Raw genomic sequence first — 16,353 nt, forward strand, 5'->3', positions numbered from 1 at the left:
ACAGCGGCCTAAAAGTAGAGCAGAATCTGTTACCGTTAGAACTTATAACGAGCCCCCAGCGCAAACCGTGCATCCAGTTCCTGTGCGAACACCAACTGTCTTTCCGTTCTGGCGAACTGGCGATTATCCTCTTCGGTCAGGTTAATCCCCTCAAAGGTTATCTGCAGATTGTCGGTGACGTCATAGGCCACACTGAGGTCCAGCTGTGCGCGGTCTTCGGTATACGTCGGCGTGCCTCCAGAAATCGAGTTCAGGAACTGGTCGCGCCAGTTATAGGCGAGACGTGCCGACACCCCATGCTTCTCATACATAAGAATGGCGTTGGCGGTGTCACTCAACCCGACAAGAGCAAACTGATCGACCGTTTGATCGGCGGAGCGGTCAAAATTGACATCCGAATTCACGGTGGTGTAATTCAACTGAATACCAAACCCGCTGTCCCAGAAAAAGTGTTGAAAGGCCAACTCAATACCGTCAATGTTGGCTTTCCGCCGGTTGATCGGCTGGTCCACCTGGAAGGTATACAGCGGATCATCAGCGTTCGGAGCGACGTTATAGGCCGCCAGTGTGGCGTCCACAAACGCTTGATTGGCATTGCCGCTGCCGCTGGGATCAAAGTTGGCGTTGAACTGCTCCAGAGCGCTTTCCAGACCGAAGTTGTCGATCAACGCCGTCATGGTAAACAGGTTTACGTCACTGAGGTTGGCGCCATCAATATTTTGAATCGCCTCCAGCGCCATACCGGAGCGGGTGCCCGGCGCACCCGAGCTAACGTCTCTCAGGCCAAACAGGTTTTGCTCAACGGTTTCGTTACCGATAAAGTCGTCAATACGCTTCTCGTAGTAACCTGCTGAGAGCATGCTGTCGTCACCAAAATACCACTCGAAACTCACATCAAAATTATTGGATCGCAAGGGCGTCAAGTTTGGATTCTGGGCACTGCCACCGGGAAACTCATTATCTAACGCGGTAGGTCTTCCAGGATTTCCCGCGCTCTGGCGTGACGTCAAGTTGCTAAACTGCGGCCGGCCAATAGTTTGACTAAAGGACACACGCCCAACCAACTTGTCGGTAATGTCAATCGACAAGTCTGCATTGGGCAAGAGATTGTCATAGCGATTGGTGACGGTAAAGTTCTGGGTTCCACCCGCGCCCAACTCCTGCAGGAAGTCATTATCGGACGTCCAGATAATTCGCTGAGGTATACCGATATTCGACGTGGAGGTCAGGTCCGTCTCTTCATAGCGCGTGCCTAATGTCAATCGGGCGGGGCGGTTTGCCAGCTCACCTTCCAACTGAAACAGGAAGTACGCGGCGAATATGTCTTCCTCAATGAGGTCCGAGGTATTACTCGCTGGCTCCAGGTTGCCATACTGTGGACCGACCGCATCCAGCAGCGCTAACGCATTACCGATAAATGACACACGCGAACTGTCGGAGGCGCCCGATGGGAAGTCATCGAACTGACAGGTTAAACAGAACGTATCGACCAAGCCGGCGGGGATATCACCCGGATTGCTAACGCCAAAGCCACCCAGTGTGAGCGTGTCGTTGAAGTTGGTTTGTGTGGTTTCAGTTTCCAAATAGTTAATGCCAAACTGCACTCTGGAGTTATCCGAAAAGGTCCACTCACCATCAAAGGAGAACTGATCCAGCTCCTGCTTTTGACTGTTCGCAAAAGTGTTGGATACCTGAGAGCCCAGGTCGCCAACATCCATTCCCCCATTCGGGTTGGTTCCCTCGCGCACACTATCATCCACAATGATATTCTGGACTGGCACCCTACCCCTGTAGTCCGCCGATTGAGAGGTGACTACAGGCGCTGCAAAGGCGAAATCCACCGCTGTTCGGTTCCCAGGAAGTCCACCCAAGGCTTCAGATTTGCCGGTGTGGAAATCCAAACTCAACTCCAACTGATCGTTAACCTGCCAGGCCACATTCACGCCATAGTCTTCCAAACTGTCTTCTATGGCCATCAGTTGCTGTGCGAACTGCGCATCCTTGACGTTTCCAGTGCCGAGATTTTCTTCCACGAAGATCGCCGTCGGCATAATGTCGCTATCATCAAAAACAACTCGGCTAAAGGGCGTGTTAAACCAGTTATTTTGGTTAACTCGCTGCTCTGTTACGTCATTTTCTACATAAAGCGCACTGCCGGTCAGGGTCAGGTTATCAACCGGACGAAACTGCACCGTCGCGTGAGTATTGATACGTTCACGGGTGAACTCTGAAATCGAATAACCGCTATCTTGCGGGCGCGCGACCAACTGGCTGGAATCGGTCGGCAGGTTTTCGATGCGTGTATCAGCGGTGGTTAACGAACCGTTGGAGAATTCATCCGCCGACAGTATTTGCCAGCCATTGACGGTGGCGCTGCGGGCAGCTGAGTCTCGCTCTTCAAAGGAACCAAACAGCTGTACGCCAAAACGCTCCTCGGAATCGGTCCAACTGATAATGCCATTAATTTCTGGCTTAACCTCATCGCCGGACTCCACGCTGGTGTCCATCAGTGCCTGCGCACCCACGCTGACATTCAGCCCGGGATTGTCCAGAGGCTTGAGCGTACTGATATTAACGGTGCCGCCCAGACCTCCAGAGACCACGTTAGCCTTGCCCGTTTTGTACACTTCCAGGCCAGAGACACCTTCAGAGGAGAGATTCGAGAAATCAAAAGCGCGGCTGCCGCCGCCCGCCGACAGCGACTGACGTCCGCCACCGATATTACGGACCTGAGAGACCGGCATTTGGCGACCATTTAATGTCACCATGTTGTTGCCACTGCCGAAACCCCGGATGGTGACCTCAGAGCCTTCGCCGTTGACACGGTCAATAGAGACACCGGTGATCCGTTGGAGGGACTCGGCCAGGTTCGTATCGGGGAAGGCACCAATATCTTCGGCGGAAATCGCATCGACAACACCTGAAGAGTCGCGCTTAATATCCATGGCCCGCTGCAATGAGCTGCGAATGCCGGTGACCACAATCGATTCCAGGGAACCTGGATCGCTCGCTTCGGCCTGCTCCTGAGCCTGCACGGCACCGCCGTAGCCAACAGCCAGGATTGAGGATACGGCCGAAACGATGAACTTTTTGCGAAATCTGATCTTATTATTCAATTGCATAGGATGTCGTTCTCCTGCTTGAGACTGAGCGTGTTTATTGTGTAATTAGCAATACATACCTATCTAATAACATGATATGTATATATTAATGTAATATAATTATTAAAAGTAATATAGTCAATCACACTTTATGGGCTTAACTCCTCCCGTGCCATGGAGGCAAGAGAGAGAAGCGAGGCAGCAGCGTGAGAATACGTAAAGGGGAGCAGAGAACTCTCTGAGGGAAGACCAGAGAGCTACACGCTGAAACGGCTTATGCTCTGAATCAACGTGTGCCTTCCCGGTTTTTAAAGATCAATATTCGAGGGTTGGCGTCGCTATCCCCCCCATCGGTCGGCTCCGGATAAACCTCAGAATCGGGGTTCGCCCGTGCCATCACCATGTCCATGCGAAAAGCACCGGTGAGCACATCCAGACGGCCATTACCGGTGATATCCACCAACTCCAAAGGCACCAAGCCCCGAAAGTTGCCACTGATGGGCCGAGGCTGAAAACCCTGTCTGCCATCGTTTTCAAACCAAACCAGAGACTGCCTTCGGGGGTCGTCCCAGTAGTTGACCCAACTGCTGGCCACCAGATCCAAATCGCCGTCGCCGTCCAGATCCCCAACGGCTACATTCGCTGCGCCGTAGAGCCTGCCCACATCGTGGACGGCGAACTTCAGATCGCCCAGGTTCTCAACCCATTGCACGCCATGGTAGGGCTTGGGGTCAGACTGGGTGTCAAAGGCATCACCATTGGTAAACACCAGGTCAGGGTCTCCATCCTGATCCAGATCTGCCACCACCAGGCTGGTCGCCCCAAACAAGGGGTGACCGCCGCTGACAATCGTCATCGGCGCAAACTGGCCTTCGCCCTGGTTGATAAAGGCCATCAGGGTTTCATGTTCCTGGGAAATCAACGAAACCAGATCCATTCTGCCATCACCATTGAGATCTACCGGCGTCACATTTAAAGCACCGCTGAGATCACTTAAATCGTGCTTCCTGAACGTTTCGCCAGGGCGGCTTTCAACCCAGAATACCTCTCCCACATCACCGCCGCCAAATACAGAGACCGCGATATCCAGATGACCGTTTCCGTTCAAATCCGCTAATTGAACATCACTCACTCGCCCCAGATTGTGCATCAGGAGTTTTTTGGTAAAGCCGCCCTGCTCGTTTTGCGATAACAGAAAGATCTTGCCCGCAAGCTTCCCGACGGGCATAAATTCCCCCAAATCGGCTACCAGAATATCCTGACGCCCATTGTTGTTGACATCCGCCACGCTGGCTTTTATCGGAATATCAATCTGAGCCAGAGGCGTTTCTCTCCACACCGCCGCTTCGCCACCGTCCGTTTCAAGTAAACTCAATTGGCCGGCCTCGCCATCGCTGACCAAAAAGCTGTGACGCGCCTCGCGCCCCAAATCCACCTTCTGGATATTGAGAATCTGCGGGATTGGGGACGGCTCGCCAACAAGTGCTTCGGCAAAGCGCATTTTCGGATGGGATTGATCAATATAGGGCAGGCGCTCAAGTTCTTCTGGACTGTTGCCGTAATACAGCGCCTTGATGTGTTTCACCGCTGCCTCGGGAATATAGGGCTGCCCGGTGCGCTCCTCGGCGAGGTTCACCATGACATCGATCACCGCCGGCCAACTGCTTCTGGGTAATAAAGAGGGATGTGGTACGGCGTGACAACCGCCACAGTACTGTTTGACCAGGGGAACAATTTGCTCCACCGACAGTTGTTCCTCGCCATCTTGAGCAGGCTCTTGCGCCACTGCGGTGGAGACGTGTAAGAAGAACCAGGGAACAGTGAGCCCAAGAAGCACTCCTCTTAATACGGACTGCATGTCTTTCTCCGGTATTATCATTCGTCAGGATTACGAAGGCCGCCGAACCGACTACATTATCAGAAAATCGCGCATCCGGTTGAAACCTCGAGTTTGCAGCCCCACCTCTAATGCACTGGATCTTTGTAGAGGACAACTGTCATGAATCGGAATGTGGTAATTACTGGGGCCAACCGTGGTATCGGGCTCTCGTTCGTCAAACGATGCCTATCCCAGGGCGACACGGTCTACGCGATATGTCGACAGGCGTCTGACGCCCTGGCGGACAGCGGCGCTCATATTATTGATGGCGTGGATGTCACCACGACCACCGGCACCGAAAAACTCGCCAAAGCCTTGCAGGGAGTCTCCATCGACCTGCTTATCAATAACGCAGGCATCCTGCGTAATGAAACCCTCGGGAACATTGATGCCGATAGTATCCGATCCCAATTCGAGACCAATGCGCTAGCCCCGCTGATGATCACCGACGCGCTGCAACCACAACTGAACAAGGGCGGAAAAGTCGCGCTGATTACCAGCCGCATGGGTTCCATTGCGGATAATACCAGCGGCGGACGCTACGGCTATCGCATGTCCAAAGCCGCACTAAACGCCGCCGGCAAATCCCTCGCCGAAGACTTAAAGGGACTAGGTGTGGCTGTCGCCATTCTCCATCCTGGCCTGGTTGGCACAGAGATGATTGGAGGACATGGAGACATTACGCCCGATGAAGCCGCCCAGCGGTTACTTCAGCGTATTGATGAGTTGACTCTGGATAACACCGGCACCTTTTGGCACTCCAATGGCGAGGTCTTGCCCTGGTAAGCAACCCGCCACATCGGCGCTCGCTGTATCAGGTGGAGGAGCGCCATGGCCTCCTCCACCCTTTTCAACACGGATCAGCGGTTTACCACCGATCAAGGCGTCTCACGCAGCAGGTGCACACCGAAAATCCCCCCAGCCACGGAACCGTCTTTGGCCTCAAACCGCAAGGTGAGGACGCCATCGCGCGCCGCCTCGGAAACGCTTTCCGGAATCGGATAGTCAACCGAGTAGAAGTTGGCTTCGCGAGCCCCTTCGAGTTCTACATCCGCAATCACATGCCCATTGATACGAACGCTAAATTCGTTGCCCCGATCAGCACTGTAATACGTTACTCTGAGATACCGTGCCTCGCCTTCCGGGTCGTTTAGCTCGTAGCTGAACCAGCCGGTTGCCTGACGCCCGTGCCGCCCCAGGGTCACACCCGCCTCGGTACCCTCTCCCTTGAAAAAGTGATCGGACTCCGGCTGCTGCTCACCCGGCGCTACGCTGTCAATGGTCGCCGCCTCCAGCGCCAGGCGCTCGCGCTCTGCCTCGATTCGAGCCGCACTGCGCGTTTCCGCCTGTGGCCAATACACGGTGTAGCGACTGTCGTGCAGGCGGAAGAACGGGATCAGCTCCACTTGGCTCTGATTCGGAGCGGCCAGTCCTCCATCCGCTCTGAAGGTCAGGGGTTTTCCGTCCACAGGTTGCAGGTGTTGTAGGAATTCGTCAGGCTCAGAAACCATCACGGGCATGGCATCAGGAGGACAAAGCGCACCGTGGGCGACATGCCCCATGCGGCTGTCATCACTCAGGAAATTCAGACGCTCATTCTCAAACACCTCGGACCGGGACGCCAACACAATCGGTCCGTGAACAACGGCGTAGTACTCTGACCCGTCTGGCAGCTGCTCCAGTTTTGTCGTCATCGGCAGCGTCACCGTAACGGTATCACCCTGCCGCCAGTTTCGGTCAATAACCACGTACTCCCCGGGACCGGCCGCCACGTCCACCGCCGTTCCATTAACCGTCGCCCGCAGTGCGCCTTCAGGCACCCATGACGGGTAGCGTATATGCAACGCAAAATCGCCATTTCCCTGCTCCAACATAAAGCGCGTGGTTTCCGAGTCCGGAAAACCGGTTTCCTGAACCAGCGTCAGCCCCTGCTCCTGCCACGTTAAACGGGAAGGAATAAACAGATTAACAAACAGGTCATTACCTCGATGAGCGTATACCATTTCACCATACTTGAAATGGTTCTCAATGCCCGACCCCACACAACACCACATGGCTTGCTCGGGCTGCGAGTACATCCGGTAATGGGCCGGTCGCATGGACGTAAAATAAACCAGTCCGCCGTGATCAGGGTGCTGACTCGAAAGAATATGGTTATACAATGCTCGCTCGTAGTAATCTACGTATTCAAGTTCTGCCGCATCGGCATAAAGCATATGCGACAGCTTCAACATATTATAGGTGTTGCAGGTTTCCGGCCCTTCGCGATCACTGACCATATCGCTAAAATCATCGGAGGGATGGAAGTGCTCACGCACGCTATTGCCACCAATGGCTACGGTGCGTTCATTGACGACCGTGTGCCAGAAATAGTCAGCGGCTTCCGTCCAGTCCTGGTTGCCGGACAGCTCCGCCACACGTTTGTAGCCAATCACTTTGGGGATTTGCGTATTGGCGTGCAGCCCGTTCAAGCGATCCTGGTGCTGCAACAATGGGGAGAGTATTTGGCGATGAGAAAATTGCCGGGCGAGCACTAAATAACGATCATCACCGGTGATGGCCGCTACATCCGCAAACACTTCATTCATGCCACCATGCTCGGTACGCAGCATGGCCTGAATTTGCTCATCGGACAGATCGGACACCAACTCCACAGCCCAATCCGACAAGCTCACCAGCATTCGCAGGGCCTGCTCGCTGCCCGTAAGCACATAGGCATCGCGCAGCCCGGCAAATATTTTGTGAAGGTTATACCAGGGGACCCACCGGTCGTTTAGACCAAACAAGTCGGCATCAATGTCACCTCGTGCGATTTCCTGCCACATCTCCAGACTCTCGGGAACACCGCCCAGGTATCCATTGCCATTCGCCCTTTGCGCTTTTTCCAGCTCGTCCAGCATGTAATGCAAACGCTGCAGTGCCTCGCCGTCACCGGTCGAGGCATAGGCCAATGACAGAGACGTGAGGTAGTGGCCGCCAATATGCCCGTCCAGCCCCGAGTTCTCCCAGTTTCCGTAGCTGGGGGACTTCGGTTCCAGCCCCGCTTCACGGAGATAGGGTGCCAGCAAACGATCCGGGTTCATCGCGTAGATGTACTGCAGGTTCGTTTGTTCCGCACGCTTGAAAGGACTGCCGTCCAGGAGGCGCACATCATTGATCGGAAACGTTTCTACCGCAGCGGACACAGCCTCCGATTGTCGACTATCGGTCGCGCACCCGCTCATCAGGAGCAGGAGCAACGCAAAAGGTAGTGTTGTTTTCATGATCTCAATGCGCCTCAGACGCCCTGTTTCAAATGATAGTAAGCGGCATTCTGGCGAAGCTCATCTTTGAATTGGCGCACTTTGGTATCCTGATCAATCACGACCGCTTCAACACCGGCCATTTCTGCAAAGTCAATGATTTGCTCTGTGGTCACTCCCTGGCTGTACACACTGTGGTGTGCACCACCGGCGTGAATCCAGGCGGCACCGGCGACGCCCAGGTTCGGCCGCGGCTCCCACAGGGCAGAGGCTACCGGAAGCTTGGGCAGGTCCGCCGGGGGCGCAACGGTATCAAGCTCATTGATCACAATCCGAAATCGGGTGCCGAGATCCACGGTGGTGATGTTCATCGCCGGCCCAGGCTTGCCTGTAAATTTCAGCCGGGCAATATCCTTACGAATACCAATGGTGTGCAGCGCCACTTCCAGGCGTGGTTTTTCAGCCGCAATGGTCGGGCAGATCTCCAGCATATGTGCGCCCAACACTTGGTCACGAGCGCCAAAATTATAGGTGTAGTCTTCCATGAAAGAGGTTCCACCCTCTTTCCCCTGGCTGATCACTTTCACAATGCGGGTCATGGCCGCGGTTTTCCAGTCGCCTTCACCACCGTAACCATACCCTTTGGCCATCAGTCGCTGGGTCGCCATGCCCGGCAGGCCAGTCAGGCCGGTCAGGTTTTCAAAGTTGTTGGTGAAGGCTTTGAAGCCGCCCTTTTCGAGAAACCGTTCCATACCGATTTCCAGACGGGCCTCGTTTTTGATCATGCCCATCTGGTGTTCGTCTTTCAGAACATTGTCATCCACCTGATAGGTTTTCAGGTACTCGTCAACCAGCGCGTTGGCGTCCTCATCACTCACAGCGTTCACCACTTCAGCCAAATCGCCCAGGCCAAAAGCGTGCACTTCGTAACCGAAGTGAATCTGCGCGGACACCTTGTCACCTTCCGTCACCGCTACTTGCCGCATGTTGTCGCCAAAGCGGGCGACTTTCAGGCCCTGGGATTCATTCCAACCCATGGCCACGCGCAACCAGTCGTCGATTTCCTGCTGAACGCGCGCTTCTTTCCAGTGACCCACCACGACGCGACGGTCCTGCCGCAGGCGTGTGCCGATATAACCGAACTCGCGGTCACCGTGTGCGCTTTGATGCAGGTTCATGTAATCCATGTCGATATCGGCCCAGGGCAACGCTGCATTAAACTGGGTATGCAGGTGCATATATGGCTTGCTCAGCACTTTGAGGCCGGAGATCCACATTTTTGCGGGAGAGAATGTGTGCATCCACAACACTAGCCCTACACAGTTGGCATCATTGTTGGCCCGCAAACACACATCCAGAATCTCATCGGGCGTCTTGACCGTTGGCTGCGCCACAATATTTGCCGAGATGGCGTCGGACCCGGTCAGACCTTCCGCGATTTCATTGCTGTTCGCGGCCACTTGTTCGAGCACCTTGGGGCCATAAAGGTGTTGCGAGCCTGTTACAAACCAGATCTCTTTATCGCCGTAAATCTTCATAACTGTAATCCTGAATCAAAAGGTATTGCCGAAAGGTTATCTGTCAGTTCTGGCCGTAATAGGCATTTTTGCCGTGCTTGCGCTGATAGTGTTTATCAACGATGCCCTGCTTCAACGGCGGCGTCTGGGGTTGTAACGTTTTGGTGAGGTAGGCCATCTTCGCGATTTCTTCCAGAATCACAGCGTGATAGACCGACTGGGCGGCATCCTTTCCCCAGGTAAACGGAGCGTGCCCGGCAATAATCACCATGGGCGTTTCCACCGGGCTGCGTTCCCGAAAACAATCGGTAATCTGTACACCGGTTTCTTCTTCGTAGTCCCTCTGAATTTGTTCATCACTCATCACGGCGGTACAAGGAATGTCCCCATAGGCGTAATCCGCATGAGTGGTGCCATAACAGGGAATCGATTGTTGCGCCTGCGCCCAGGCCGTAGCGTACGTCGAATGCGTGTGAGTAACACCACCGATATTTTCAAAGTGGCGGTACAGGTGAGTGTGCGTTCGGGTGTCCGAGGAGGGGCGCAAGTTGCCCTCGACAACAGTGTTATCGAGATCCACGACGACGATATCGTCGACGGTCATGTTTTCGTAGGCTACACCGCTGGGCTTGATCGCCACCACGCCACGCTCACGATCCACCTGAGACACATTGCCCCAGGTGTAGACCACCAGGTTGCGATGGTGGAGCTGCATGTTCGCTTCATACACCTGTTCTTTCAGTTCGCGGTAACTCATGCGCGGCCTCCGGTTTCCACAAATGCACCCAGTGCCTGGTAGTCGCGGTACAGCGCGTCGTAGCACCGGGCGTGTTCCGGGTTGGGTTGGTAGGTTTTACAAACGGGTGACGCCATCACTTTTTGGGCGCTGGCGACATCCGGGTAGGCACCGCCAAGAGTGGCGGCGAAGATGGCCGCGCCGAGCGCACAGCTCTGCTCACTGTCCAGTACATCAATGGGACAATTCCAGACGTCGGCACACACCTGCATCACAAAGTCGGACTTTTTGGAAATACCGCCAATCACCACCACCGAGTCAACGGCGACGCCTTCGGATTTAAATCGTTCAATAATGGCGCGGGCACCAAATGCGGTGGCCTCCACCAGAGAACGAAAGATTTGCGGCGCCTGACTGCCCATCTTCAAACCGCTGATGGCCATGGTGAGCGACTGGTCGGCATCCGGTGTGCGTCGGCCGTTAACCCAATCCAACGCCGTGATGCCGGTTTCGCCCGGAGGAATCGCTTGCGCAGCGCGGCTCAGTTCGATCAACGTTCGCTGCTCAATGTTCTCAACCAGAGATTGGCGAGTGGCGTCATCCAACGACTCAGTCGCGGCCAGCAAATGCTTGACCGGCCAATTCAACAGGTCGCGAAACCAGGCGTACAAATCACCGAAGGCGGACTGCCCTGCCTCCAGCCCTACCATGCCGGGAATCACCGAGCCATCCACTTGGCCACAAATTCCGCGAATGCACTTGTCACCAATGGCGTCGTAACTCGAGACGGTGATATCGCAGGTAGAGGTACCCATCACTTTGGTCAGCACACCGGGTTTAACATTGGCCGCTACGGCGCCCATGTGGCAGTCAAACGCCCCGAAGCCCACTGGCACACCGGCTCTCAAGCCCAGTTTTTGTGCCCACTCGTCGGTGAGAGGACCCACGGTTTCGGCGGCCGTAAAGGTTTCGCTGGGCAGGCGATCGCGCAAACCATCCAGAACGGGATCGAGACCGGCAAAAAATTCATTGGGCGGGTAGCCATTCCAGCTTTTGTGCCACATGACTTTGTGACCGGCGGCACAGCGGCCCGCACGGAACTGATCCGGATGTGTCGTGCCGGTCAGCACCGCCGGCATCCAGTCGCAGTGCTCCACCCACATATGCGCCGCCTGTTGCACACTGGCGTCTTCGCGCATGACGTGCATCGCCTTGGCCCAGAACCATTCCGAGGAATAAATACCTCCCTCGTACTTCAGGTAATTGATGGGCGCCGCCTCAGCGGCTTCAGTAATTTCGCGGGCTTCGCGAATCGCCGTGTGGTCTTTCCAGAGCACGAACATGGCGTTCGGGTTGTCCGCAAATTCCGGTTTGAGCGCCAGAGCGGTGCCCTGCTCATCCACCGCCACGGGTGTGGAGCCAGTGGTATCAAAACTCACTCCGACGACCTGCCCCGCAGCACCTGCCGGAGCCTGTTCCCATAAGCCGGTGACGACCTGTTCAAGACTTTCCAGATAATCCAGTGGATGCTGGCGGAAGCGGTCTTTCGAAGGGTCGCAATACAATCCCTTTGACCAGCGCGGGTATTCCACCACGTTCGAGGCAATCTCACGGCCATCAGCGGTATCCACCAGTAAAGCACGAACAGAGTCAGAGCCGTAATCCAGGCCCAGGGCATAGGATGTCATACAAAAAACTCGCCTTTATTCGGTATAGTGTACAAATATCATGACACTTTATTATTGTATTATAATATTCGAGAGTCAGTTGTTGTCAATGTGTTTCTATCGGTTTAAACGTCAATCACTGCGCGGAAAAACACCAACATCGGGGAAGGATTGAGAACAGAGGGAGAAGGGCTCAAAAGGTATTAACAGTGACACAGGCGGCACCCCGCAGGGTGCCGATCATCAGCCCGCCGTCCGCTGGCGAACGGCTTCAAACAGACAGACACCCGTAGCCACCGAGACGTTCAGACTGCTGACGGTGCCAGCCATGGGAATGTTGACCAGAAAGTCACAGGTTTCGCGGGTCAGGCGACGCAAACCGTCCCCTTCGGCGCCCATGACCAGGGCCAGAGGCCCTTTCAGTTCGCTCTCAAACACGGTGGCTTCTGCTTCACCCGCCGCGCCCACCAGCCAGACGCCGTTGTCCTGCAATTTTTTCAAGGTACGAGCCAGGTTGGTTACGGTCACAAAGGGCAACACTTCGGCGGCCCCGCAAGCCACTTTCCGGGCCACGGGCGTCAACCCGGCCGATTTGTCTTTCGGTGCGATGACGGCATCCACACCCGCGGCTTCCGCTGTGCGCAGACAGGCGCCGAGGTTGTGTGGATCGGTCACACCGTCCAGCACCAATAGCAACGGCGGGTGCGACAGTTGCTCAAGGTGTTTGAGCAGGAAAGCTTCATCGTGAACCTGACCAGGGCGACAGACGGCAACGACCCCCTGATGATTCTCACCGTTGGCCAGCGCATCCAGTTTACCGCGCCCCATGGGTTGGACCGCCAGCCCCTGAGTCTGCGCCTGTGCGAGCACCTTTTGCAACCGCTGGTCCGCCCGGCCTTGCAAGGTGTACAACTCCAGCACCCGTTGCGGGCTGCTTTTCAATAACGCCTGCACCGAGTGCAGACCATAAACAATATCGTGCTTACTCACCCATTAATCCTGTCGTGGCGCCGTTTTTTCGTCATAGAACCCGTTTCGGCTCAATTCCTGGAAGCAGTGTCTATCTCTTCTTTTTAAACTTAGCCAGCGCTTTTTTGATACCAGCTGTCGCCGCCGCAAATAGAGACTGGCTCTCAGGCGCTGAAGTTTTTTGCGCCGATCGAACTGTTCCAGCTTGCGACGCACGCGCAGTTTTCTGACTTTGTGATTGACCATGGCGACCCTGTTTGGAGTGAGAGGGTTTCGTCGATGTCTTTTTGCGGGGCGCACCCGCTTTTTTTCCGGCAGCCGAGCGCTTTCCGGACCCGGCGCCTTTTGACGAGCCTGAACCTTTGGCCGATGTCGCGCCAGACGCCTTTTTATTGCCACGTCGGGCCGCCGTAACGGCTTCCAGTTCAAAGTCGATTTTTCGGCTGTCCAGATCCACCTGGACCACACGCACTTTAAGTTCATCACCCAGGCTGAATACCTTGCGGGTCCGATCGCCCACCAGGCGGTGCTGCGCAGGGTCAAAGCGGTAGTAATCATGAGGCAGAGCGGTAACGTGTACCAGCCCCTCCACGAACAGCTCTTTCAGTTCAACGAACAGGCCAAAACCGACCACCGAGGCGACCACGCCATCGAACACTTCTCCGACGTGATCCTGAAGGAACTCACACTTGAGCCAGCTGACCACATCCCGGGTGGCTTCATCCGCTCGGCGCTCGGTCATCGAGCAATGCTCGCCCAGCACTACCATATCCCCGGTATCGTAGGGGTAGATAGTTTTCAGCGACAGCGGGCTGGCACCGTCGACCCGCCGTACACGGCGCGATGCGCGGTCACTGCGAATGACGGACCGGATAGCGCGATGCACGATCAGGTCGGGGTAACGGCGGATGGGAGAGGTAAAGTGGGTATAGGCATCAAAACCCAGGCCAAAGTGCCCTTCGTTCTCCACCTGATACACCGCCTGACGCAGCGTGCGCAGCATGACCATCTGAATCAAGTGGCTGTCGGCACGGCTCTGCACTTGCGCCATCAGGGCCTGGAAATCCGCCGATGTGGGGTCATCCCCTCCGCCCAGGCTCAACCCAAGCTCGCCCAGGAATTCGCGCAGGTTGGCCAGCTTTTCCTGGGTAGGACCTTCATGGACCCGGTACAGGGCGGTAATGTGGTGCTCTTCCAGGAAACGCGCGGTGCACACGTTGGCGCACAGCATGCACTCTTCAATCAGTTTGTGAGCGTCGTTGCGCTGCACTGGCACGATGCGGTCAATCTTACGGTCCGCATTAAAGACAATCTGCGTTTCAATGGTTTCGAAGTCGATGGCTCCGCGCTCATCCCGGGCGCGACGCAGGACCTTGTACAATTGATAAAGGTTGCTCAGCTGCGGCAGTACTGAGACAAACTCCTTGCGCAAGGGATGACTGTCATCGCCGTCCGCCTGGAGAATATCCCACACTTGGTCATAGGTCAGACGGGCGTGGGAATGCATCACCCCTTCGTAGAAACGGAAATCATCGACGCCGCCGTTGGCGTCCAGATCCATTTCGCAGACCATGCAGAGCCGATCCACTTTCGGGTTCAGCGAGCACAGCCCGTTGGACAGCGCCTCGGGCAACATGGGGACGACGTGGTCCGGGAAGTACACTGAATTGCCCCGTTTGCGACCTTCTTTATCCAGGGAGCTGCCCACACCAACATAATGAGAGACGTCGGCAATCGCCACATACAAGCGCCAGCCACCTTTTTCACGTGGCTCACACAACACGGCATCATCAAAATCCCGGGCGTCGGCGCCGTCGATCGTGACGAAGGGCAGCTTCCGCAGGTCTACACGGTGTTGCTTGTCGGTCTCACTCACCTGATCGGATAACGCTTCGGCTTCCTGGGTTACCTCGGCGGGCCACTCGTTGGGAATACCGTGGGACTCAATCGCCAGGTCAATTTCCATACCGGGCGCCATATGATCCCCCAGCACCTGCACGACCTTGCCGGTCGCGGGCTTTTTCTTACCGGGCTGCTGGGTAATGTGCACCACGACGATCTGCCCCGGCTGCGCGTCGGCCTCGGCGCCGGGGGGCACCAAAATATCCTGGGTGATACGCGCGTTTTCCGGCGCGACGAACTGCACTCCGTCTTCCCGGAAGAAACGCCCGGCCAGTTTTTCCGTGTTGCGGGCCAGTACCTCGACAATCGCGGCTTCGTCTTTCCCTCGGTAGGAACCAGTCACCTGCACCAGCACCTCATCGCCATCGAAGACGCGTTTCATCTGGCGGTTGTGCAGATAGAGGTCGTTGCCGCCCTTAGCGGGAATCACAAAGCCGTAGCCATCGCGATGGCCCTGGACCCGGCCACGAATCACGTCGATCTTGTCCGGATGGGCGAAGGCACCGCGCCGGTTGCTCACCAGTTGGCCATCTCGCGCCATAGCGATCAGGCGTCGGCGGATTGCCTCCACGCCTTCTTCATCCCGAATATCCAGCATCTCGCAGACTTCGGGGTGTGTCACAGGGCCAGAGGCCTCCTCCAGCTGCTGCAAAATATACTCCCGGCTGGGCACCGGGTTGTCGTACTTCTGGGCCTCTCGGTCAGCGTGAGGGTCCCGCGAATTGTGTGGTTCTTTACTCAAAACAAGTGTCCTTGTACCAAAAATGAATGGCCTGTCTGGGCCAGCAGGGCGCCCCAATGAAAACCTACGTCGGAGTATAGGGTGTGAAGGAAGCTCGGCGGGTATCAACGCCGGGCTTTGGCGCCGGAAAGAGCCTTTTTTAAGGCTGTTGATTGTCGGATTGCCGACATTATAGGCCAGTTGGGCTCATAAACCCATGCAGGAGTTCCCTGCGGCGCACTTTTTTTCAAAAAAGCGCCCTGCCAACCGTTGACAACCCCATAATCGAACATTAAAGTACGCGACCTCAGCCAACAAGGGCTGACCAATACCCCGCCCAGGTGGTGAAATTGGTAGACGATGTGCAGGATGCACAAGTGTCGCGTTAGGCAGGAAACCGGAAGCGACCACGCGGAGCGTGTCGGGAATTCGGCACAGTACGCGCTAAAAACTCAGCATTAAACAGCTGACCGCTATATGCCCAGGTGGTGAAATTGGTAGACACGCTAGCTTCAGGTGCTAGTGACCTTACGGTCGTGGAGGTTCAAGTCCTCTCCTGGGCACCATATCTAAAAAAGGCTGAACCATAAGGTTCGGCCTTTTTTATTGGCCGCACGAT

9 protein-coding genes and 1 tRNA gene are annotated in these 16,353 nt (G+C 55.7%); 2 read left to right on the forward strand and 8 right to left on the reverse strand.

What is annotated here, in order from left to right; genetic code table 11:
- Positions 1-35: 35 nt before the first annotated feature.
- Complete coding sequence (locus ACQCLF_RS02790; protein WP_426984792.1) at positions 36-3,122, reverse strand: TonB-dependent receptor; 3,087 nt, start codon at positions 3,120-3,122, stop codon at positions 36-38.
- A 265-nt stretch (positions 3,123-3,387) separates the two neighbouring features.
- Positions 3,388-4,959, reverse strand: coding sequence for an FG-GAP-like repeat-containing protein (locus ACQCLF_RS02795; RefSeq protein WP_426984793.1), 1,572 nt, complete (start codon positions 4,957-4,959; stop codon positions 3,388-3,390).
- A gap of 141 nt (positions 4,960-5,100) precedes the next feature.
- Here ACQCLF_RS02795 and ACQCLF_RS02800 point away from each other — a divergent pair, with 141 nt between their 5' ends.
- Positions 5,101-5,766: an SDR family oxidoreductase gene (locus ACQCLF_RS02800; RefSeq protein WP_426984794.1), complete on the forward strand. Its 666-nt coding sequence runs from the start codon at positions 5,101-5,103 to the stop codon at positions 5,764-5,766.
- A 92-nt stretch (positions 5,767-5,858) separates the two neighbouring features.
- Here ACQCLF_RS02800 and ACQCLF_RS02805 read toward each other — a convergent pair whose 3' ends face one another.
- The 6 genes from ACQCLF_RS02805 to rnr all read right to left on the reverse strand — a co-directional run bounded on the left by ACQCLF_RS02805 (position 5,859) and on the right by rnr (position 15,755).
- Positions 5,859-8,243 (reverse strand): beta-L-arabinofuranosidase domain-containing protein, encoded by a 2,385-nt coding sequence (locus ACQCLF_RS02805; RefSeq protein ID WP_426984795.1) that lies wholly within the window; start codon positions 8,241-8,243, stop codon positions 5,859-5,861.
- Between the two features lie 14 nt (positions 8,244-8,257).
- Positions 8,258-9,760, reverse strand: coding sequence for an L-arabinose isomerase (gene araA, locus ACQCLF_RS02810; RefSeq protein ID WP_426984796.1), 1,503 nt, complete (start codon positions 9,758-9,760; stop codon positions 8,258-8,260).
- Between the two features lie 43 nt (positions 9,761-9,803).
- On the reverse strand, positions 9,804-10,496 hold the full coding sequence (locus tag ACQCLF_RS02815; protein ID WP_426984797.1) for an L-ribulose-5-phosphate 4-epimerase: 693 nt from the start codon (positions 10,494-10,496) through the stop codon (positions 9,804-9,806).
- Positions 10,493-12,163 carry a ribulokinase gene (locus ACQCLF_RS02820; RefSeq protein WP_426984798.1) on the reverse strand — a complete coding sequence of 557 codons (1,671 nt, stop codon included), beginning with the start codon at positions 12,161-12,163 and terminating at the stop codon, positions 10,493-10,495. Before ACQCLF_RS02820 ends, ACQCLF_RS02815 begins: the two co-directional genes overlap by 4 nt.
- A gap of 222 nt (positions 12,164-12,385) precedes the next feature.
- Complete coding sequence (gene rlmB / locus ACQCLF_RS02825) at positions 12,386-13,132, reverse strand: 23S rRNA (guanosine(2251)-2'-O)-methyltransferase RlmB (protein ID WP_426984799.1); 747 nt, start codon at positions 13,130-13,132, stop codon at positions 12,386-12,388.
- A gap of 70 nt (positions 13,133-13,202) precedes the next feature.
- Entirely contained in the window at positions 13,203-15,755 is a 2,553-nt protein-coding gene (gene rnr, locus ACQCLF_RS02830) for a ribonuclease R (RefSeq protein WP_426984800.1), read from the reverse strand.
- Between the two features lie 458 nt (positions 15,756-16,213).
- On the opposite strand from rnr, the gene ACQCLF_RS02835 reads away from it, so the two are divergent.
- Positions 16,214-16,300 (forward strand) — tRNA-Leu (locus ACQCLF_RS02835).
- Positions 16,301-16,353 lie beyond the last annotated feature (53 nt).

Source organism: Marinimicrobium sp. ARAG 43.8 (assembly GCF_050113635.1).
Classification (GTDB): Bacteria; Pseudomonadota; Gammaproteobacteria; order Pseudomonadales; family Cellvibrionaceae; genus Marinimicrobium.